This window comes from Delftia sp. WSY_16, assembly GCF_043104415.1.
In the GTDB taxonomy this organism is placed as follows: domain Bacteria; phylum Pseudomonadota; class Gammaproteobacteria; order Burkholderiales; family Burkholderiaceae_C; genus Comamonas; species Comamonas tsuruhatensis.
In genome coordinates, this window is the sequence record NZ_JBICKS010000003.1 from 347,052 (window position 1) to 366,079 (window position 19,028).

General features: G+C 70.9%; 17 protein-coding genes. 6 read left to right on the forward strand and 11 right to left on the reverse strand.

Features of this window, described 5'->3' with window-relative positions; all coding sequences use genetic code 11:
- Positions 1–20: 20 nt before the first annotated feature.
- From ACF8O7_RS02340 to ACF8O7_RS02350, 3 genes are all read right to left on the reverse strand, one after another.
- A complete protein-coding gene (locus tag ACF8O7_RS02340) occupies positions 21–1,394 on the reverse strand; it encodes an efflux RND transporter periplasmic adaptor subunit (protein ID WP_126311214.1) in 1,374 nt (457 codons plus the stop codon).
- 30 nt (positions 1,395–1,424) lie between these two features.
- Positions 1,425–2,726, reverse strand: coding sequence for a TolC family protein (locus ACF8O7_RS02345; protein ID WP_126311212.1), 1,302 nt, complete (start codon positions 2,724–2,726; stop codon positions 1,425–1,427).
- A 176-nt stretch (positions 2,727–2,902) separates the two neighbouring features.
- Positions 2,903–3,313: a hypothetical protein gene (locus ACF8O7_RS02350; protein ID WP_223275155.1), complete on the reverse strand. Its 411-nt coding sequence runs from the start codon at positions 3,311–3,313 to the stop codon at positions 2,903–2,905.
- A gap of 153 nt (positions 3,314–3,466) precedes the next feature.
- On the opposite strand from ACF8O7_RS02350, the gene ACF8O7_RS02355 reads away from it, so the two are divergent.
- Genes ACF8O7_RS02355 through ACF8O7_RS02365 form a run of 3 tightly spaced genes read left to right on the forward strand, consistent with a single transcriptional unit; the run spans position 3,467 to position 5,996 of the window.
- On the forward strand, positions 3,467–4,156 hold the full coding sequence (locus tag ACF8O7_RS02355) for a heavy metal response regulator transcription factor (RefSeq protein ID WP_026062596.1): 690 nt from the start codon (positions 3,467–3,469) through the stop codon (positions 4,154–4,156).
- A complete protein-coding gene (locus ACF8O7_RS02360) occupies positions 4,153–5,532 on the forward strand; it encodes a heavy metal sensor histidine kinase (RefSeq protein ID WP_043789226.1) in 1,380 nt (459 codons plus the stop codon). The genes ACF8O7_RS02355 and ACF8O7_RS02360 overlap by 4 nt, the downstream gene beginning before the upstream one ends.
- A 35-nt stretch (positions 5,533–5,567) precedes the next feature.
- Positions 5,568–5,996 (forward strand): hypothetical protein, encoded by a 429-nt coding sequence (locus ACF8O7_RS02365; RefSeq protein ID WP_016446659.1) that lies wholly within the window; start codon positions 5,568–5,570, stop codon positions 5,994–5,996.
- Positions 5,997–6,003: 7 nt separating this feature from the next.
- On the opposite strand, the gene ACF8O7_RS02370 is transcribed toward ACF8O7_RS02365, so the two are convergent.
- The 6 genes from ACF8O7_RS02370 to ACF8O7_RS02395 are packed head-to-tail and all read right to left on the reverse strand — an operon-like array spanning position 6,004 to position 12,746.
- Positions 6,004–6,441: a PaaI family thioesterase gene (locus ACF8O7_RS02370; RefSeq protein WP_016451973.1), complete on the reverse strand. Its 438-nt coding sequence runs from the start codon at positions 6,439–6,441 to the stop codon at positions 6,004–6,006.
- Positions 6,438–6,662: an acetyl-CoA carboxylase biotin carboxyl carrier protein subunit gene (locus tag ACF8O7_RS02375; RefSeq protein ID WP_012203026.1), complete on the reverse strand. Its 225-nt coding sequence runs from the start codon at positions 6,660–6,662 to the stop codon at positions 6,438–6,440. Before ACF8O7_RS02375 ends, ACF8O7_RS02370 begins: the two co-directional genes overlap by 4 nt.
- A gap of 11 nt (positions 6,663–6,673) precedes the next feature.
- Positions 6,674–8,035 carry an acetyl/propionyl/methylcrotonyl-CoA carboxylase subunit alpha gene (locus ACF8O7_RS02380; RefSeq protein WP_046241695.1) on the reverse strand — a complete coding sequence of 454 codons (1,362 nt, stop codon included), beginning with the start codon at positions 8,033–8,035 and terminating at the stop codon, positions 6,674–6,676.
- Positions 8,032–10,140, reverse strand: a complete 2,109-nt coding sequence (locus tag ACF8O7_RS02385; protein WP_070080706.1) for an acetate--CoA ligase family protein — start codon at positions 10,138–10,140, stop codon at positions 8,032–8,034. Before ACF8O7_RS02385 ends, ACF8O7_RS02380 begins: the two co-directional genes overlap by 4 nt.
- 10 nt (positions 10,141–10,150) lie before the next feature.
- On the reverse strand, positions 10,151–11,170 hold the full coding sequence (locus ACF8O7_RS02390) for a tripartite tricarboxylate transporter substrate binding protein (RefSeq protein ID WP_012203029.1): 1,020 nt from the start codon (positions 11,168–11,170) through the stop codon (positions 10,151–10,153).
- 28 nt (positions 11,171–11,198) lie between these two features.
- On the reverse strand, positions 11,199–12,746 hold the full coding sequence (locus tag ACF8O7_RS02395) for an acyl-CoA carboxylase subunit beta (RefSeq protein WP_126311210.1): 1,548 nt from the start codon (positions 12,744–12,746) through the stop codon (positions 11,199–11,201).
- A gap of 222 nt (positions 12,747–12,968) precedes the next feature.
- Here ACF8O7_RS02395 and ACF8O7_RS02400 point away from each other — a divergent pair, with 222 nt between their 5' ends.
- Positions 12,969–14,651, forward strand: a complete 1,683-nt coding sequence (locus tag ACF8O7_RS02400; RefSeq protein WP_070081019.1) for a sigma-54-dependent Fis family transcriptional regulator — start codon at positions 12,969–12,971, stop codon at positions 14,649–14,651.
- A 127-nt stretch (positions 14,652–14,778) separates the two neighbouring features.
- Positions 14,779–15,780 (forward strand): arsenic resistance protein, encoded by a 1,002-nt coding sequence (locus tag ACF8O7_RS02405; RefSeq protein WP_275824891.1) that lies wholly within the window; start codon positions 14,779–14,781, stop codon positions 15,778–15,780.
- Here ACF8O7_RS02405 and ACF8O7_RS02410 read toward each other — a convergent pair.
- Together ACF8O7_RS02410 and ACF8O7_RS02415 are read right to left on the reverse strand one after the other, a co-directional pair.
- On the reverse strand, positions 15,756–16,700 hold the full coding sequence (locus tag ACF8O7_RS02410; protein ID WP_126311206.1) for a siderophore ABC transporter substrate-binding protein: 945 nt from the start codon (positions 16,698–16,700) through the stop codon (positions 15,756–15,758). The genes ACF8O7_RS02405 and ACF8O7_RS02410 overlap by 25 nt on opposite strands.
- 121 nt (positions 16,701–16,821) lie before the next feature.
- Entirely contained in the window at positions 16,822–18,849 is a 2,028-nt protein-coding gene (locus ACF8O7_RS02415; protein WP_013804398.1) for a ligand-gated channel protein, read from the reverse strand.
- On the opposite strand from ACF8O7_RS02415, the gene ACF8O7_RS02420 reads away from it, so the two are divergent.
- Positions 18,848–19,015: a hypothetical protein gene (locus tag ACF8O7_RS02420; protein WP_156815065.1), complete on the forward strand. Its 168-nt coding sequence runs from the start codon at positions 18,848–18,850 to the stop codon at positions 19,013–19,015. The genes ACF8O7_RS02415 and ACF8O7_RS02420 overlap by 2 nt on opposite strands.
- Positions 19,016–19,028: the final 13 nt, after the last annotated feature.

Below are 19,028 nucleotides of genomic sequence, written 5' to 3' on the forward strand. Positions count from 1 at the left end.
GTTCTCCGTTCATGCCCGCATCAATGGGAGTGCTCGGCCGTGGCCTTGCCCAGCTCGGCCTTGAGCATGAAGCTGCCCTCGGCCACGTAGGATTGGCCGGGTTTCAGGCCTTCCAGCACCTCGGTGGTCTTGCCGTCGGCGCGGCCCACGCGTACCGGCTGGGCGCGAAAGCCCCCCTGCACGGGCACGAAGACCACGGTCTGCTGCTCCATCTTCTGCAGTGCCTGCGTGGCCACGGCCAGCGGCGCCTGCCGGGACGATGCCGTCAGCTCCACATTCACGAACAGGCCCGGGCGCCACACGCCGTCGGGGTTGGGCAGGGTGATGCGCGCGGGGGCCGTGCGCGTGTCCTGGCCGATCAGTGCGCCCACATAGGCCACTTCGCCCGTGGCCGAGGAGTCGAAGGCCGTGGCGCGCACCGTGGCCTTCTCGCCCACGCGCACGGCGGGCAGGTCGGGCGCGGCCACGCGCATCTCGGCCCAGACGCTGCGCAGGTCGGAGATGGTGAAGACCTGGGTGGTGTCCTGCACGGCCTCGCCCACGGACAGGTGCTTTTCCACGATCACGCCGTCAAACGGCGCGCGCAGCTCGAAGCGGTTGAGCCCGCCCGCACCACCGCCGGCACCGGCGCCCGTGGCGGCCAGCTTCTGCTGGGCGTTGGAGACGGCGATCTCGGCCTCGCGCAGCGCCTGGCGCGCCTGCAGGTAGTCCTGCTCGGCCGAGACCTTTTCCTCCCACAGCTGCTTTTCACGCGCATAGGTGGTGCGAGCCAGCTCCAGGCGCTTGCTGGCGGCCAGCAGTTCGCTGCGCTGCTCGGAGACGGCGGCGCTGCTGAGCACGGCCAGCAGCTGGCCCTTCTTCACGTTCTGGCCCAGGTTGGCGGGAACGCTCTCGGCAATGCCGGCCACGCGCGGCACGACGTGGGCCGTGCGGTCTTCGTTGAAGCGGATCTCCCCGGGCAGCTGCAGCACGGAGCGCACGGTGGCCGGGCCGGCCTCGGCCAGGCGCACGCCGGCCGCCTGCATGCGCTGGGCGTCCATGGCGATCAGGCCTTCGTCGTCGCCATGGCCGGCTTCGGCGGCGGCTGCGGGGTTGGCTGCGGGCTTGGCCTCGGCTTTTTCCTCCTTGGAATCTTCATGGTGCTCATCGTCGGCATGGCCTTCGTCGTGCTTGTGGCCATCGGCTGCGGCTGCGGCTGCAGCGCCGTGGTGCTCGCCATCGGCATGGCCTGCGGCCTCGCTGTGCCCGTGGCCATGGCTGTCGGCCTTGGCGGCACCCGGCGGGCCGCTGCGCAGGATCAGCGTGGCGGCCAGCGCACCCACGGCCAGGATGACGGCAATGGCCACGAGGGTGCGGCGCGGTGCCAGGGGGGAGGAGGAGGGCTTGGTGTTCATGGTCTGGATGCAATCAGGTTGCTATCGGAATCAGAGGCCGGATTCGGTGCCGAGCAGGCGGTCGATGTCGGCGGCAGCGCGGTGCGTGGCCAGCAGCTGGTCCAGGTACTGGCTGCGCGCTTCGGACCAGGTGCGCTGCGCGTCCAGCACGTCGAGGTAGCCGAACTTGCCCAGCGCAAACCCGCGCGAGGCCAGCTCGTAGGCCGTGCGCGCCGTGGGCAGCACCTCCTCGGCCAGCTGGCGCGCCTGCTCGCGGCTGGACTGCAGCAGCTCGCGCGCCTCGAACAGCTGGGCCTGCAGCTGAACGCGCGTGGCCAGCAACTGCTCCTCGGCCTGGTCGGCCAGGCGCAGGGCCTGCAGCTGGTTGCCCCGGTTGCTGTCGAGCACGGGCAGGGGCACGGAGACGCCGACCACGAGCTGGTTGCGCCCGACCTCGGTGGCGCGCTTGACGCCCAGGCTGACGGTGGGATCGGGCAGGCGGCGCGCACGCTCCAGGTCGGCCGTGGCGCGGCTTTGCTCCAGCGCCTGGCGCGCACGCAGCACGGCGGGAGCCTGTTCGATGCGCTGCTGCAGGGCTGCCAGTTCCGGCAGCTGGGGCAGCGCGTCCACGGCGCCCTCGGCCTGGCCGAAGGGGCGTACGCTCTCGCCCCACAGCGCCTGCAGCTGGCCGCGCGCCACGCGCAGGGCAGAGCGGGCCCGGGCCTGCTCCAGCAGGGCGCCGGACTCGGCCACGCGGGCCCGGGTCTCCTCCAGCGGCGCCACCTTGCCGGCCGCCACGCGCCGGGCCGCCGCTTCGCGCGCGCTGCTGGCGATCTCCAGCGTCTGCCCGGCCAGGACCACGCGCTGCTGCGCGGCCAGCACGCCGAAAAAGGCCGCGCCCACATCGGCGCGCAGCGCGGCCTCGGCCCCTGCCAGTTCGGCGCGGGCCAGGTCGCGGCCGCGCTCGGCCACGCGCATGCGGGCCTCGCGCTTGCCGCCCACTTCCAGGGTCTGGTTCAGCTGCACGGTCAGCGTGCGGGTGCTGCGGCGCGTGTCCTCCTGCGACCAGGCCAGCTCGGGATTGGGCCGGGCCTGGCTTTGCAGCACGGCCCCCTCCGTGGCGGCCAGCGCCTGGCGGGCCGCGCGCAGGCCGGGATTGCCGTCCAGCGCCAGGGCCAGTGCCTGCTGCAGGTCCAGCGGCGGGCCATCAGGAAGGGATGCGCCTGCAAAGGCGGGTGGCGCCACGGAATCGGCCGGTGGCTCGGCGGCCTGCACGACGCCGCAGGCGGCCAGCGCCGCCAGCACCCACGGTGCGAAGGCTGTCCTCGACGGAAAGGACGAAGGAAAAGACATACACGGGCTCCTTGCCCGCAGCGCGGATCAGGCGTGATCGCTTGGTCGATCAGGCCCCACGCCACAGGGCGCGCACGGACGAGGGCCGCTGCGCGCGAAGGGATTTCTGGAAAATGCCGGTCCGGGGCGAAACAGGGCGATGAACGCCGAATGCCCGGCCGGCGGCTGCAGGAGCGTCAGCCCTGCCAGCGGGGCCGGTCGGGGCGCAGCAGCACGGCCGAGGCATGCCGGCGCAGCGGCTCGGCGAATTGCGCGGGCGGCGGGGCCACCGGCGCCGCCTGCCAGTGCTGTGTGGCAGCGGCCACCCAGGCGTGGCACATGGAGCAGTCCACGCTGAGCGAGGACTGCAGGCCCTGGTCGGCCTTTTGCGCAGGCGGGCCGGACTCGGCATCCGTGCCCGTGCCCGCATGGCGCTCGGCGCCCATGCCGTGCAGGCTCACGCCATGGACATGGTGGCCGAAGTGCCGGGTCTCATGCCCGTCGTGGCGGCACAGCGCAGCGGCCGCCATCCAGGTCCACTGGAACAGCAGCGCGATCACGAGGATGGCAAGGGCGGCAAGACGGGGCCGGGTCATGGAAGAGGGCATGGCAGAAGTGCGGGATTGTCGGGCATGGCGTTTGACCCCAATCGCGACTGCCCCATGCCGGCGAGTCTAGGGCGGCGCAACGACCCGGCGCTGTCGGGCACATGACAAATTTGTCATCTCCGAAAACCCTTGCCTGCCCCGACAATGCTCGGCATGAAAGTCCTGGTCATCGAAGACGAAACCAAGCTGGCCGACTACCTCCGCAAGGGCCTGACCGAGGAGGGGTTCGTGGTCGATGTCGCGCACAACGGCATCGACGGCCTGCACCTGGCCACCGAGCTGGCCTACGACCTCATCGTGCTCGACGGCATGCTGCCCGGCATCGACGGCCTGGCCGTGCTGGCGGCGCTGCGCCAGTCGCGCCAGACGCCGGTGCTGATGCTGACGGCGCGCGGCCAGGTGGAAGACCGCGTGCGCGGCCTGCAGGGCGGCGCCGACGACTACCTGGTCAAGCCCTTTGCGTTCTCCGAACTGGTGGCGCGCATGCATGTGCTGCTGCGCCGCGGCGGCGGCACGGCCCAGCCTGCGGCCGAGGCCACCACGCTGCGCATGGCCGACCTGGAGCTGGACCTGATACGCCGCCGCGCCACGCGCGCCGGCCAGCGCCTGGACCTGACGGCCAAGGAATTCAACCTGCTGAGCCTGCTGCTGCGCCGCCAGGGCGAGGTGCTGTCGCGCACCGAGCTGGCCTCCCAGGTCTGGGACATGAATTTCGACAGCGAGACCAATGTGGTCGAGGTGGCCGTGCGCCGCCTGCGCCTGAAGCTGGACCAGCCCTTCGCGCAGCCCCTGCTGCACACGGTGCGCGGCATGGGCTATGTGCTGGAGTCGCGCGCACCGTGAGCGTTGCCCCTGCCGACATTCCCCACCTGGGCCGGCGCCTGTCGCGCTGGCTGGCCCTGCAGACCATGCTGGGCCTGGGCCTGGTGTGCGCGGCCGTCTACGGGGTGGCATCGATGACGCTGGAGCAGCACCAGCACGAGACGCTGGACCTCAAGCAGCAGGCCGTGCTGCACCTGATGACGGAAAGCCGCAGCGCCCACAACGAAGCCGGGCTGGCCCACATGCTGGACGACTTTCTCACGGGCCTGGACGAGATGTCGCTGCGCATCACCGACCTGCAGGGCCGCGTGCTCTACGAGCGCCTGCGCACGCCCAAGAATCCCGGCCGCACGCTGCAGCGCAGCTTCGAGGTCGTGCTGGCCGACTCCGGCCAGCAGGCCCGTGCCCAGCTCACGCTGGACCGGGCCGAAGACGACCGGCAACTGTCCCTGCTGGCCTGGACGCTGGCCCTGGCTGCCGTGGGCGGCGCCCTGCTGGTGTCGCTGACCGGCATCTGGCTGGTGCGCCTGGGCCTGGCGCCGCTGCGACAGCTGACCGAGCAGACGCGCCAGCTGTCGGCCCAGGACCTGCAGCGGCGCCTGGACGACAGCGGGCAGCCGCAGGAGCTGCGGCCGCTGATCGCACAGTTCAACGCCCTGCTGGAGCGGCTGTCCGTGGCCTACCGGCAGATGGAGGCCTTCAACGCCGACGTGGCCCATGAGCTGAACACGCCGCTGACCACGCTGATCAGCAGCTGCGAGCTGGCCCTGCGCAAGCCGCGCAGCGAGGCCGAGCTGCGCGAGGTGCTGGCTTCCAACCTGGAGGACCTGCGGCGCATGGCCGGCATCGTGGCCGACATGCTGTTTCTCTCCCAGGCCGACCGGGGCCAGGGCGCGCGCCTGGCGCCCTGGGCCAGCCTGGCCGCGCTGGCCCACGAGGTCATCGACTTCCACGAGGCCGCGCTGCAGGAGGCCGACCTGCAGGTCGTCGTCCAGGGCGACGCGGCCGCCGAGGTCGATGCGCGGCTGCTGCGCCGGGCGCTGTCCAACCTGCTGGGCAATGCCACACGCTATGCACAGCGCGGCTCCACCATCACCGTGCAGATCGGCGCGCGGCCCTGTACTCACCACGGGGGCGCCGGCGATGTGGCGCTGGCGGTGCTCAACCGGGGCCCGGCCATCGATCCCGTCCACCTGCCGCGCCTGTTCGACCGCTTCTACCGCGCCGACGCCGCGCGCAGCCAGGCCGACCGCAACCATGGCCTGGGCCTGGCCATCGTGGCCGCCATCGCGCGCATGCACGGCGGGCGCTGCTTTGCCGAGTCCGAGGGCGGCTTCACGCGCATCGGCCTGGAACTGCCCGACAGCCCGAGCCCGCCGCGCGATTCCCCGGCCTGAACACAGGCACCGGAGCGGCGGCACAATGGCGCCCCATGACGCAAGACGCCCCCTCCTCCTACGCAACGCTGCTGGCCGAAGGCAATGCCCTGGTGGCCCAGGCGCAGCGGGCCGCCACCCAGGATTTCGCCCAGGCCCGGGCGCTGTGGCAGCAGGCCGGCAAGCATTTCTATCTGGCCCACAAGGCCGACCCCGATCAGGCCGAGGGCGCGTTTCGCCTGGCCCAGGCCTGGATGGCCGAAGCCCATGCGCTGCAAAAGGAAGAATCGCCAGACGCCGTGGTGATGTGGCGCAACGCCGCCGCGCAATGCGAGCTGGCGTTCGACCTGGAACCCGAGAACGGCCGCCTGGCCATGACGGCCGCCAGCTGCCACATGTTCGGCGGCCAGCATGACGCGGCCAAGGCCTGGCAGCAGATCGGTCAGCATCTGCTGCCGCCGGCGCCCGAAGGCGACGGCGCCTGAAGCCAGGCTACAGCGCGATCAGCTTGAACACGGCCCGCGCCGTGCACACGGCCTGGCCCGCGCTGTCCAGCACATTGCCCTCGCAGAACACGGTGCGCGCGCCTGCGCGCAGCACGCGGGCCTCGATCAGCAGGTCGGTGGTGGCCGATGCCAGGAAATGCGTGCTCATCTCGATGGTCACCACGCCCAGCCCCAGCGGGTTGGACGAGCGCGCGGCCGCGCTCAGCGTGAAGTCCAGCGCGCTCATCAGCGCGCCGCCATGGCCATGCCCCCGGCTGTTGGCCAGGTGCGGGCGCATGGGCAGCCGCGTGCGCGCCAGGCCGGGCGCCAGGCTCACGGGCTCCAGGCCGATGTGGGACATGAAGGGCACGTCGATGCCGAAGTAGCCGCGCGCCAGCGCGGCGGCCTCCAGGTCCGGGGTGGTGGAGATTCCAACGGCGTTCATCCGATCTCCGCAATCGCCTGGCCTTCGGCCACCGGCTCGCCCACGGCCACGAGCATGCGGCGCACGACGCCTGCCACCTCGCTTTCCACGGGAATCTCCATCTTCATGGACTCCACGATGATGAGGGTGTCGCCCAGGGCGACGGTGCCGCCTTCGGCGGCTTCCACAGCGGCCACGAGGCCGGCGATGGGGCTTGTGATCATGTTCGGGGTGGTGGTCATGGGTAGGGCTTTCAAAGGGGGGCCAGCACGCGCTGGGCGATGCCGGTGTCGATGCGCAGGTCCAGGAAATCGGCGTGGCCCAGGATGCGTTCGATGAAGGGGATGTTGGTCTTCACGCCCTCGATGCGGGTCTGCGCCAGTGCCTGGCGCAGCCGTGCGATGGCCTGGGCGCGGTCGCTGCCATGGGCCACGAGCTTGGCGACCATGGGGTCGTAGAAGGGCGTGACGCTGCAGCCCTGGGCATAGCCGGTCTCCACGCGCAGGCCTTCGCCCTGGGGCATCTCGAAGCGGTCCAGGCGCCCTGGCGAGGGCAGGAAGCGCACGGGGTCTTCGGCATAGATGCGCGCCTCGATGGCATGGCCGCTGGCCACGGGCTCGGCGGGCAGCACCTCCCGCATGCGCTCGCCGGCGGCCAGGCGGATCTGGGCCTCGACGATGTCGATGCCCGTGATCTCCTCGGTCACCGCATGCTCGACCTGCAGCCGCGTGTTCATCTCCAGGAAGACAAAGCCGTGCTGCGGCGTGTAGAGCATCTCCACGGTGCCGATCACGTCATAGCCCGTGCGCGCCAGCAGGCCGGCCAGCAGTTGCCGCATATCGGCCAGGGCCTGCGCGGGAATGCCTGCGGGGCGGGCCTCTTCCACCACCTTCTGGTGGCGGCGCTGCACCGAGCAGTCGCGCTCGAACAGCACGCGCACCTCGCCATGGCGGTCGGCCAGCACCTGGAACTCGATGTGGCGCGGCGCCTCGATCAGCTTTTCCAGGTACAGCTCGGCCGTGCCGAAGTACTTGGCGGCCATGCCGCTGGCCTTGGACCAGGCGGCCTCCAGCTGCGGTGCATCGTGCGCGGGCAGCATGCCGATGCCGCCGCCCCCGCCTGCGGGCTTGACCAGCACGGGAAAGCCGATGCGCGCCGCCTCCTCCTGCGCCTCCTGCACGCTGTGCAGCACGGCCGAGCTGGCCGCCTGCGGCATGCCCTGGGCGGCCATGAAGGCCCGCGCCTGGGTCTTGTGGCCCAGCGTGCGTATCCAGTGCGGCGAGGGGCCGATGAAGCACAGGCCCTGGCGCTGCACGGCCTCGGCGAAGTCCGCGTTCTCGGAGAGAAAGCCGTAGCCCGGGTGCACGGCATCGGCGCCGGTCTCGCGCGCCACCTGCAGCAGCCGCGCCTGGTCCAGATAGCTTTGCGCGGCGGGCGCAGGGCCTATGCACACGGCCTGGTCGGCCGCGCGCACATAGGGCAGGCTGGCATCGGCCTCGGAGTACACGGCCACGGATTCAAGGCCCATGCGCCGCAGCGTGCGGATCACGCGCGCGGCCACGGCGCCCCGGTTGGCGACCAGCACGCGGCGGATGGGGTGCGGGGCGCCGCTCATGCCGCCTCCGAGGTCGCAGCTGGCGCAGCGGCCACGGCCACCACCGCATCGACGATGACCGGCGCCTGCGCGCCGCGTGCCACGAGCACGGGATTGGCATCGACCGACTGCACGCGCCCGCCCTGGGCCAGCATCCAGTCGCCCAGCCGCACCATCATGGCGGCCACGGCATCCAGCTCCACGGCCGGCATGCCGCGCACGGCCGCAAAGGCCGGGGCGATGGCCAGGCGCGCAAGGGCATCCTGCGCCTGCCGCGCACTGAAGGGGGCGACAAGGAACTGCACGTCCCTGAGCGCCTCCACCAGCACGCCGCCCTGGCCGACCATGACCACCACGCCGAACTCGGCATCGACATGGGCACCCAGCGCCAGCTCGAAGTCGGCCCTGTGCTGGGCTCCCAGCAGCAGGCCGCCATCGGCCGCGCCCAGGCGGGCCAGCGTGGCGGCGAAGTCGCCAAAGGCCTGCAGCGCCTGCTCCGCCTCGCGGATGTTGAGCCGCACCAGGCCATGCTCGGACTTGTGCGAGAGATCGGCGGACACGCCCTTGGCCACCAGGGGCAGCGGCAGGGATTCGAGGGCGGCGCGCACCTCGTCCTCGCTCCTGCAGACCAGATGGCGCATCACCGGCAGGCCGGCGCGGGCGAGTTCGGACAGGCTGGAGGGCTCGTCAAGCGTGAGGGAGCGGGAGGCCGCCACCGGCACCGATGCCTCGGCAGACGGCACCTGTGCCTGCCTGCCACCGGCCTGCTCGGCCAGCAGCGCCAGGCCGCGCATGGCGGCGCGTTCGCTCCAGAAGGTGGGCACGCCCTGGTCCTGGAAGGCCTGGGCCACCCAGTCCTGGTTGACGCTGACCGCAATGGGCACGCCGGTGTCGCGCGCAAAGCGGCTGGCCTGGCCCGCGAAGTCGGCGAAGTCATAGCCCTCGCCGCCGATCGGGAAGCCCACGTGCACCAGATCCGCGGCACCGCTGCCCGACAAGGCCCGCAGCGTGTCGCCAAAGGTCTGCGGCCTGCCCAGCAGGGCCGTGGTCATGTCGATGGGATTGCGCGCCGTGACATAGGACGGCAGGGCCTGGGACAGGCCGTCCAGCGTGGCGGCATCGAACGGCTCCAGGGCCAGGCCGTATTCCTCGGCCGCGTCGGCCGACAGCACGCAGGTGGCGCCCGAATTGCTGATGCTGACCACGCGGCGACCGCGCGGCGCAGGCTGGGACAGGAACAGCGGCGCGTAGTCGATCAGCTCGCGGAAGTCGGCCAGGCGCGGTATGCCGTGCTGGCGCAGGAAGGCATCGGCCAGCGCGTCCTCGGCCGCCAGCGCGCCCGTGTGCGAGCTGGCCGTGGCCTGGCCTGCGCGCGTGCGGCCGGCCTTCACGGCCAGGATGGTGACGCCGCGCGCATGGGCAAGCCGCGCGGCCTCGGCCAGCCAGGCGCTTTGCCTGAGCGTCTCGATGTAGAGCACGACCAGGCGGATGCCTTCGTCCTCGACCACGGCGCGCACGGCCTCGGCTGCGCAGACATCGGCCTCGTTGCCCGTGGACAGCATGTAGCGCACGCCGATGCCCGCGCGGCGCAGGCCGCCGTAGAGAATGGCCGCGCCCGCACCGCTCTGGCTGACGATGGCCACGGGGCCGTCGGCCGGCGCGTTCTCGTTGATCATGGTCGAGAAGTTGAGGATGGCGCCCGTGGCGAAGTTGGCCACGCCCTGGCAATTGGGGCCGAACAGGCGCAGCCCGCCGCCTGGCGCCCGGCGCGCCCGCGCCACCAGGTCGGCCTGCTGCCGGCGGCCTTCCTCGCCCAGCTCCGCAAAGCCCGAGGAATAGATCACGGCCAGGCGCGCGCCCACGGCCACGCAGTCGTCGATGGCGGCGGCCACGTCCTCGCCGGGCAGGCTGATGACCACGGCGTCGGGCGCCTCGGGCAGCGCGCGCAGCGAGGGGTAGGCGGCCAGGCCCTGGACCTCGGCGCGCTTGGGATTGACGGGCAGGATGCGGCCCGCGAAACCGTGGCGCCGCAGGTAGTCGATGGGCCGGCCACCGGCCTTGATGGGGTTGTCGGATGCGCCGAGGATGGCGACGGAGCGGGGGTTCAGTGCTTGCAACAGAGACATGCGTACCTCATCAATCCAAAGACAAGGCTTCGCGCTGGATCACTTGCCCCCAATCCGAGACCTCCTTGGCGATGCGCTGGCCGAACGGCGCGGGCGGCATCATCACGGGCTCGCCCTGGCTGCTGAGCACGGCGCGGATGCGTGCGTCCTGCAGCACGCCCCTGGAGGCCTCGTAGAGCCGGTTGACGATGGCCGGCGGCGTGCCTGCGGGCGCCAGCAGGCCGGCCCAGAAGGTGACGTCGAAATCGGCATAGCCGGCCTCGGCCATGGTGGGCACCTCGGGCAGCTGCTGCATGCGCCGGGGCGCGGTGACGGCCAGCGCCACGAGCTTGCCGCTGGCGATGTGGGGCAGCGCGCTCCAGGTGTCGAACTGCGTGTCCAGCTCGCCGCTGAGCACGGCCATCTGGGCCTGCGATGCGCTCTTGTAGGGCACATGCGTGGTCTTCACGCCCGTGCGGTTGCTCCAGGCCGCATAGGCCAGGTGGGCGATGTTGCCGGGGCCGGCCGAGCCGTAGCTGAGCTTGTCGGGGTGGCCCTTGGCGAAGGCGATCACATCCTTGGCCGAGCGGATCTGGTGCTTCTGCGCCCACTCGGGGTTGACGGTGAGGATGAAGGGCGCATCCAGCACCATGGTGATGGGCGCGAAGTCCTTGGCGCGGTAGGTGATCTTCTTGTAGATCTGGGGGTTGATGGTGATGCTGCTGGAGTTGGTGACCAGCAGGGTGTAGCCGTCGGGCGCGGCGCGCGCCACCTCGCCCACGCCGATGGCGCCGTTGGCGCCGGGCTTGTTCTCCACCACCACGGGCTGGCCCAGCGACTTGCTCAGCGGCTCGGACAGCGCGCGTGCAATGGTGTCGGTGAACGAGCCTGCAGGAAAGCCGACCACGATGCGCACGGGGCGCGTGGGCCACTTGTCCTCCTGGGGGGCCTGGGCCTGGGCCGCCGTCGCGGCGCACAAGGTCAGGCACGGCGCCAGGCACAGGGCCAGGGCGGTGCGGCGCGAGGGCGCGCGCGGTTGTCTGGTTGCCATTGCTTTGTCTCCTTGGGTTTTTATGCGTTCAGGGCCGCAGGCCGAACTGCGGCGCTCCGGCCTCGCGCAGCGGCGCGGCCAGTTCCACGAATTCGCTGAGCAGGGCGCGCGTGTCGCGCGGATCGATCACCTCGTCGATGCCGAAGGCCTCGGCCGTGCGGAAGGGCGAGGTCAGGCTGCGCACGCGCTGCTCGATCTCGGCGCGCTTTTGCACGGGGTCGTCGGCGCCTTCGATCTCGGCCTTGTAGGCCACCTCCAGCCCGCCCTCGATGGGCAGCGAGCCCCAGTTGGCCGAGGGCCAGGCATAGCGGAAGTTGAAGCGGCCCATGTGCTGGTGGCCCGCCGCCGCCACGCCGTAGGCGCGGCGGATGAGGATGCTGCACCAGGGCACGGTGGCCTGGTAGACGGCGGCCAGGGCGCGCACGCCGTAGCGCATGACGCCGGCCTTCTCGGCCTCCACGCCGATCTGGAAGCCCGCGATGTCCACCAGGTTGACCACGGGCAGGTGGAAGGTCTGGGCCATGTCCACGAAGCGCGTGAACTTCTCGGCCGAGGGGCCGTCCCAGCCGCCACCGTAGAAGTACGGGTCGCTGGCCACCACGGCCACGGGCCAGCCGTCGATGCGCGCCAGCCCCGTGACGATGGCCCGACCCCAGTGGCGGCCCGTCTCCAGGAAGGAGCCCTCATCGACCAGGCATTCGACGATGGGCCGGATCTTGTAGACCTTGCGGCCATCACGCGGAATGGCCGACAGCAGCCATTCGTCGCGCCGCCGCGGATCGTCCTGCGGCGCGGTGCGCGCAGGCAGCTCGTACACCGACGATGGCAGGTAGGACAGGAAGCGGCGCACGCGCTCGAAGGCCTCCTGCTCGGTGGCCACTTCGTCATCGACCACGCCGTTGCGCGTGTGCACCTGGCTGCCGCCCAGCTCGTTCTTGGTCACGTTCTGGCCGATGCGCGCCACCACGGGCGGGCCGGCATTGAACAGCTGGGCGGTCTCCTTGACCATCACCGAGTAGTGGCTGGAGGCCACGCGCGCTGCGCCCATGCCGGCCACCGAGCCCAGGGCCAGCGAGACCACGGGCACGGTGGACAGGTTCTGCACCACCTGGCTCCAGACCTTCATGGTGGGCACGCTGGTGTAGCCCTTGGTCTCGATGTTGCGCACCGAGCCGCCGCCGCCCGTGCCGTCCACCAGGCGCACCATGGGCAGGCGCAGGTCGTGCGCCATCTTCTCGGCAAAGATCAGCTTGTCGCCCACGGCGCCGTCGTTGGCGCCGCCGCGCACCGTGAAATCGTCGCCCACCACGACCACGGGCCGCCCGCCCACGCGCGCCCGGCCCATGATGAGGTTGGAGGGCGTGAAGTCCGTCAGCCTGCCCAGGCTGTCGTACTGGCCCGAGCCGGTGAGCGAGCCCAGCTCCACGAAGGACTGCGCGTCCGTGCAGGCATCGATGCGCTCGCGCACCGTGAGCTTGCCCGCGGCCTTGTGCCGCGCCACCTTGTCCTCTCCGCCCAGTTTGGCCGCCAGTGCGCGGCGGTATGCGATCTCGTCCACTTCGGGTTGCCAGCTCATGTCGTCGTGTCTCCTTGTGCCTGTGAAGACGCACAATGCGTGCCAGAACGCAGCGCGTTGAATTCAAAGGATTTTTTCCACAATCGACCTGCGTATGTCCACATCAAGGACAACCTCGAAGACACGGGTCGGGCACTGTCTTCAATGGAGACACCACGGGGACAGACCCGTGGCCTGCGCGCCGCTAGAGTGCGTTCACCCCAGCCACTGCCCGCCATGCCCATGCCCAGCTCCCCCGACCACCGATTCGGCGTTCTCGTCTGGCGGCGCGACTCGCCCGAGCCCGTGGCGCGGCTGGGCCTGGCGCAGGAGCCGCTGCTGCATGCAGCCGTCACCGAGGCCCTAGCCCGCGCGCACGGCGACGGGCACAACCCCATCGGCCATGGCCAGTTGCTGCACGTGGAAACACCGGGCCCGCGCGGCACGGTGGCCCGCCATGTGGCCGTGGTGCTGGCCGATGCCGAGGGCGAGGTCGCCCTGCTGCGCCCGGCCGACGAGGCGGCGGCGCTGTTCGACATGGTGGCCAGCGTGCCCTTCGCCTTCGCCATCCTCAACATGTTCCTGACCAACCCGTACCAGGCGATCACGGTGGCCGACCATGAAGGGCTGATGCGCTACATCAGCCCCGTGCACGAGAAGTTCTTCGGCCTGGCGCCAGGCACGGCCGCAGGCCGGCGCGCGGAGGACGTGATCCCCAACTCGCGCCTGCCCCATGTGGCACGCAGCGGCCGCGCCGAGATCGGCGACCTGCAGCAGCTGGGGCCGGGCGTGAGCCGCATCGTCAACCGCATGCCGGTCTACGAGGGCGGCGCCGTGGTGGGCGCCGTGGGCCAGGTCAGCTTCAGCGGCGTGGAGGCACTCAACCGCATGCAGCAGCGGCTGAACCAGCTGCATGACGAGGTGCAGCACTACAAGCGCGAACTGAGCCAGTTGCGCGGCGGCACGCCCACGGCGCAGATGGTGGGCGCCAGTGCCCCCATGCAAAGGCTGGCCCGCGAGATCGACGCCGTGGCGCGGCTGGACGTGCCCGTGCTCATCCTGGGCGAGAGCGGCAGCGGCAAGGAACTGGTGGCCCAGGCCCTGCATGCGCGCGGGCGCGATGCCGACGCGCCCCTGGTCAGCCTCAACCTCGCGGCGCTGCCGGCCACGCTGATCGAGTCCGAGCTGTTCGGCTACGAGGCCGGCGCCTTCACGGGCGGGCGCAGGCAGGGCCAGCCCGGCAAGCTGGAGCAGGCCGAGGGCGGCACCCTCTTCCTCGACGAAGTGGCCGACATTCCCATGGAGATCCAGGTCAAGCTGCTGCGCGTGCTGGAGGACCGCCAGGTGCAGCGCCTGGGCGCGCACAGCGGCCGGCAGGTGAACTTCCGCATCGTGGCCGCCACGCACCGCGACCTGCGCGGCCTCATCGACAGCGGGCGCTTCCGGCTGGACCTGTTCTACCGCCTCAGCGGCGTGGTGCTGCATGTGCCGGCCCTGCGCCAGCGCCTGGAGGACATCCCGGCCCTGGTGCAGCGCTTTGCCCAGTCGTTCTGCGAGCGCAACGGCATTGCGCTGCCCCGCATCGCGCCCGGCGTCATGCCCTACCTGGCCCGCCAGGCCTGGCCCGGCAATGTGCGCCAGCTGCGACAGCGCGTGGAAGAGGCCCTGGTGTTCTGCGACGGCCAGCTGCTGGGCGTGGACAACTTCGCGCGCCACGAGGACCCGCTGGCCGGCGCACGGCCTTCGCCCGTTGCCGAGCCCGGCCTGCCCGCCACCGGCGCCGTGGCCCCGCTCAAGGACCAGGAGCGCAACGCCATCCTCGACGCCATTGCACGCTGCGGCGGCAACAAGAAGCTGGCCGCGCAGGAGCTGGGCATCTCGCGCTCCTATCTGTACAAGGTGCTGGGCGCGGCAAACCAGGGCTGATCCCTGCGGGCCCAGGGCCTGCAGGGGAATGAAGCAGCGGGCCGGCTGTGCCGTTGCCATACTAGGCGCCCCACATCCGCCCCACATCCGCGTACCCGCCCCGTACCCGCCGCCATCGGCCTCCTGAATGCAAGACACCCGAGACGCGCTCGAACAGCGCCAGATCCCCATCTACTTCGCCGCCGTGGCCCTGGCCGCAGTTGCCGCCTGGGCGCTGCCCGGCACGGGCGTGCTGGAGCGCGCCATCAACCCCACGCTGGCACTGATGCTCTATGTGACCTTCTTGCAGGTGCCCTTGGCCGAGCTGCGGCGCGCCTTTGGCCAGGTGCGCTTCCTGGCCGCGCTGATGGTGGCCAACTTCATCGTGGTGCCGGTGCTGGTCTGGGCCCTGCTGCAGCTCCTGCCCGCCGACCCCCTGCTGCGCCTGGGCGCGCTGCTGGTGCTGCTGGCGCCCTGCATCGACTACGTGGTCACCTTCTCCCACCTGGGACGCGCCGATGCGCGCCTGCTGCTGGCAGCCACGCCGGCCCTGCTGATCGCGCAGATGCTGGCCCTGCCCGGCTACCTGGGCCTGTTCCTGGGCGACGATGCGGCGCGGCTCGTGCAGGCGGGGCCTTTCCTGCATGCGTTCGTGTGGCTGATCGCCGTGCCGCTGGCCCTGGCCGCTGCCACGCAGCTGTGGGCGGCCCGCAGCCGGCGCGGCGCCAGCGCCTCGGCATGGCTGGGCCTGCTGCCCGTGCCGGCCACCGCGCTGGTGCTGTTCGTGGTGATCGCCTCCGTGCTGCCCCAATTGGGCCCGGCCACGCAGGCCGCCTGGAGCATGGTGCCCGTCTATGCGGCCTTTGCGGTGGCGGCACCCGCGCTGGGCTGGCTGGTGGCGCGCGCCTTCCGGCTGCCTGCGCCCGCAGGCCGCGCGGTCGCGTTCAGCGCGGGCACGCGCAATTCGCTGGTCGTGCTGCCGCTGGCCCTGGCCGTGCCTGGCGCCATTCCCGTGCTGCCGGCCGTCATCGTCACGCAGACGCTGGTGGAGCTGCTGGCCGAGCTGGCCTATGTGCGCGTGATTGCGCTGTGGGGCCAGGACCGGGAGCCGGCCCTGGCCCGCGGTCAACGCGATGACGCCGCGCCATAGGCCTGGCGCAGCTGCGCCATGTTGTCCAGCAGCGCCGTCGGCCCGGCGCTGCCCATCAGGTACCAGCCCTTGGGATCGAGGAAGACGACCTGCCCCTTGCGGCCGGCCGCCGTGGCGTGGATCCGCGTGTTGTCGAACACCTTGCGCGAAGCCATGATCTCGCCGCCGCCTGCCGCCTGGCCCGTGGCCGTGTTGCGGTCGATGACGTAGATCCACGCGGGGTCCAGCCGCGCCACATCATCGAAGCCGTAGGCGGTGCCGCGGGCTGGCAGTTGCGCGGCCGATAGCGCCGAGCGCGCGCCGAACACATCGAACAGAAAGCCGAAGCGCGATCCCGGCGCCTGCGGCAGGAGCTTGTCGTTCACGGCCATCAGCAGCAGGCCCGGCGCGGCCTGCGAGGCCTGGGCACGCAGGCCCTGCAGCTCGGCGTGGATGCGCTGCACCAGCGCACGGCCCTGCGCCTGGCGGCCGAACAGCAGCGCCAGCGTGGCGATGTTGCGTTCGATATCGGCCAGCATGTGCTTGCCGCTGACGCTCAGGTCCAGCGTGGGCGCGATGCGTCCCAGCACCTCGGCCTTGCCGGCCGAGCGCCCGCCCACGATGATCAGGTCGGGCGCCAGCCGGCTCAGCGCCTCGTAGTCGGGCTCGAACAGCCCGCCCGCCGCAGGCCGCTGCGCGAAGCTGTCCAGGTACCGGGGCAGCTGCGCCCGGGGCACGCCTGCGACCGCCGACGCGGGCACGCCCAGCGCATGCAGTGCATCCAGCGCCCCCAGGTCATAAACCACCGCGCGCCGGGGTGCGCCGGGCAGGCTGGCCACTCCCCCGGCATGCCGCACGGACAGCGGGGCCGCCACCGCAGTCCCCAGGAACAAGGCCGGCAGGGCCAGCGCCGCCGCGCGGCGCGTGATATCGAAGGTCATGGCAAAGAATCCCAGGAAAAAATGAAAGGAGTTCCGGCCTCCGGAGGCGGGTGCCGCGCCGGGAAGCGGCGCGGCCCGATCCGCAGGCCACGGGCAGCGGCCGCCCTTGCGGCCGGGATACCTAGAACTTCACGTTCATGCCGATCCAGTAGCGCCGGCCGTCCTGCACCGTGGCGTAGTCCTCGTAGTACACGTCCTTGTCGAACAGGTTGTAGATGCCTGCGTAGAAGGTCACGTCCTTGCTGTAGTTGTAGGAGCCGCCCATGTCGAACATGGCATAGCTGCCGGCCACCCAGGTGCGCGCCGAACGGCCGCCCGTGGGCTGGCTTTCCTTGCCCCGGTAGGACAGCTTGGCCCAGCCCGCCCATTGCTGCGAAGGCTTCCAGTTCAGCGCCAGGTTGAGCATGTGGCGCGGCAGCTGGCTCAGCGGCTGCCCCGCGAACTCGCCGCTCTTTTGCTCGGACTTGGTGAAGGTGTAGCTGCTGCTCAGGTCCAGCGTGCGCGCCAGCGGGGCCTTGAACGTGGCTTCGATGCCGCGCGTGATGGCCTTGTCGATATTGACGTTGGTGGTGGGCGTGTTGCCCGAGGAATTGGCCGGTCCGCACTCGGGGCAGGCGATGCGCGTGATCTTGTCGTTGAACTCGTTGTCGAACACCGTCAGGCCTGCCGACAGGCCGGCGCCGTTGTTGTAGAGCACGCCCAGTTCCTTGCTCAGCGAGGTTTCGGGCTTCAGGTCGGGGTTGCCGTAGATGTTGCCGCCGCGGCTGGACTGGCCCCAGTCGCCCAGGGTCTGGCGCAGCGAGGGCGCGCGAAAGCCGGTGGACACGCCGCCCTTGACGGTCCATTGCGCGTCGAGGTTCCACACGCCGTACAGGCGCGGGCTCCATTGCGATCCGCCCTTGCTGTCGTGGTCGTAGCGCAGGCCGCCGGTCAGGGCGAAGTTCTCGCGCAGGCGCCACTCGTCCTCGGCGAACCAGGCGTACTGCGTGCGATCGGCCGTGGTGCGCGCCGAGCCCGGCAGCGTATTGGTCGTCGTGTCGCGCAGGTCCTGCTGGTTGTAGTACACGCCCGTGGTCAGCAGGTGCTGGCGGCCCAGCGGCGCCACCCAGCTGCTGTTGAACACCGTGTTCCTGATGGTCATGTCGCGCGACAGGTTGCGCGTTTCCTCGCGCTGCAGATAGGTGTCGGAGGAAGCCCAGCCCCAGCGGCCCTTGTGCTGCAGCGAGTAGTTCTCGCGCTCGAACTTGCGGTCGCTGGGCGCATCGGTGGGCAGCAGGGTCATGCCAGGCGACGAAACGAAGTGCTGGCGCGAAGTGCCGATCTCGGCGATCAGGTCGTGGTCCTTGCTGGGGGTCAGCGCCAGGCGCAGGTTCAGCGAACGGTTGTCGCTCTTGTTGTAGCCCTGGTAGATGCGGTCCTGGTCGCGCTTGCCGTAGTTGCCGTACAGGCTCAGGCCCAGCAGGTCGGTCTTGATCGGGCCTGACAGGTAGAAGTTGGTCTGGTAGGCATCGCCCGAGGTGGAGCGCTCCTGCAGCGTGGCGTCGGCGCGCACCGAGCCATGCCAGTTCTTCGCCACCTTGCGCGTGATGACGTTGATCACGCCGCCCATGGCGTCCGAGCCGTACAGCGAGGACATGGGGCCGCGCACCACCTCGATGCGCTCGATGGCCTCCAGCGGCGGAATCCAGCTCTGGTCCGTGCCCGTGCTGCCGTTGGTCTGGGTCTCGCGCGTGCTCATGCGCTTGCCGTCCACCAGGATCAGGGTGTAGTTGGCGCCCATGCCGCGCAACGAGATGTCGTTGGAGTTGTTGTCCGAGGGCGTGAGGATCACGCCGGGCACATCGCGCAGGGCATCGTGCAGGTTGCGGTAGGCGCCCTGCTCCAGTTCCTGGCGCGTGATCACCGAGATCGAGGCCGGCGCCTGGCTGATCTCCTGCTCGAAGCCGCTGGCCGTCACGACCAGGGTTTCCAGCGTCGCCCCGCCTGCTGCCTGGGCCAGCGCGCTGCCCGAGGCCAGCAGGCCCAGGCAGGCGCCCAGCGCGGTGCGGCGCAGGGGAACGACGGTGGAGGGAAACGAAGCACGCAGGGAGGTGCAAAGGGCGGACAGGGCAAAGCCACGGCCCGCCGCGGGGGCTGTGCAGTTGTGCATGGGAAAGCTCGCAAGAAGAATCACGGACGGTCGAACGACCGGGGTGCGCATCCGCTCTGTTGTTTTTGATGAGTGCGAATCGTTCTTATTTTATTTTCCCGCCGACAACGGCCTGGCCGACGGCAGCGCAGCTGCTGTTTTTCTTTACAAGCGGGCCGATCTGTGAGCAATTCATTCAG

Coding starts and splice junctions, on each gene's coding strand:
- ACF8O7_RS02365 (WP_016446659.1), top strand. CDS start 5,568: ATGACGCAAGACGCCCCCTCCTCCTACGCAACGCTGCTGGCCGAAGGC.
- ACF8O7_RS02405 (WP_275824891.1), top strand. CDS start 14,779: ATGCAAGACACCCGAGACGCGCTCGAACAGCGCCAGATCCCCATCTAC.
- ACF8O7_RS02400 (WP_070081019.1), top strand. CDS start 12,969: ATGCCCAGCTCCCCCGACCACCGATTCGGCGTTCTCGTCTGGCGGCGC.
- ACF8O7_RS02345 (WP_126311212.1), bottom strand. CDS start 2,726: ATGTCTTTTCCTTCGTCCTTTCCGTCGAGGACAGCCTTCGCACCGTGG.
- ACF8O7_RS02385 (WP_070080706.1), bottom strand. CDS start 10,140: ATGTCTCTGTTGCAAGCACTGAACCCCCGCTCCGTCGCCATCCTCGGC.
- ACF8O7_RS02355 (WP_026062596.1), top strand. CDS start 3,467: ATGAAAGTCCTGGTCATCGAAGACGAAACCAAGCTGGCCGACTACCTC.
- ACF8O7_RS02375 (WP_012203026.1), bottom strand. CDS start 6,662: ATGACCACCACCCCGAACATGATCACAAGCCCCATCGCCGGCCTCGTG.
- ACF8O7_RS02395 (WP_126311210.1), bottom strand. CDS start 12,746: ATGAGCTGGCAACCCGAAGTGGACGAGATCGCATACCGCCGCGCACTG.
- ACF8O7_RS02415 (WP_013804398.1), bottom strand. CDS start 18,849: ATGCACAACTGCACAGCCCCCGCGGCGGGCCGTGGCTTTGCCCTGTCC.
- ACF8O7_RS02420 (WP_156815065.1), top strand. CDS start 18,848: ATGGGAAAGCTCGCAAGAAGAATCACGGACGGTCGAACGACCGGGGTG.
- ACF8O7_RS02370 (WP_016451973.1), bottom strand. CDS start 6,441: ATGAACGCCGTTGGAATCTCCACCACCCCGGACCTGGAGGCCGCCGCG.
- ACF8O7_RS02390 (WP_012203029.1), bottom strand. CDS start 11,170: ATGGCAACCAGACAACCGCGCGCGCCCTCGCGCCGCACCGCCCTGGCC.
- ACF8O7_RS02350 (WP_223275155.1), bottom strand. CDS start 3,313: ATGCCCTCTTCCATGACCCGGCCCCGTCTTGCCGCCCTTGCCATCCTC.
- ACF8O7_RS02340 (WP_126311214.1), bottom strand. CDS start 1,394: ATGAACACCAAGCCCTCCTCCTCCCCCCTGGCACCGCGCCGCACCCTC.
- ACF8O7_RS02380 (WP_046241695.1), bottom strand. CDS start 8,035: ATGAGCGGCGCCCCGCACCCCATCCGCCGCGTGCTGGTCGCCAACCGG.
- ACF8O7_RS02410 (WP_126311206.1), bottom strand. CDS start 16,700: ATGACCTTCGATATCACGCGCCGCGCGGCGGCGCTGGCCCTGCCGGCC.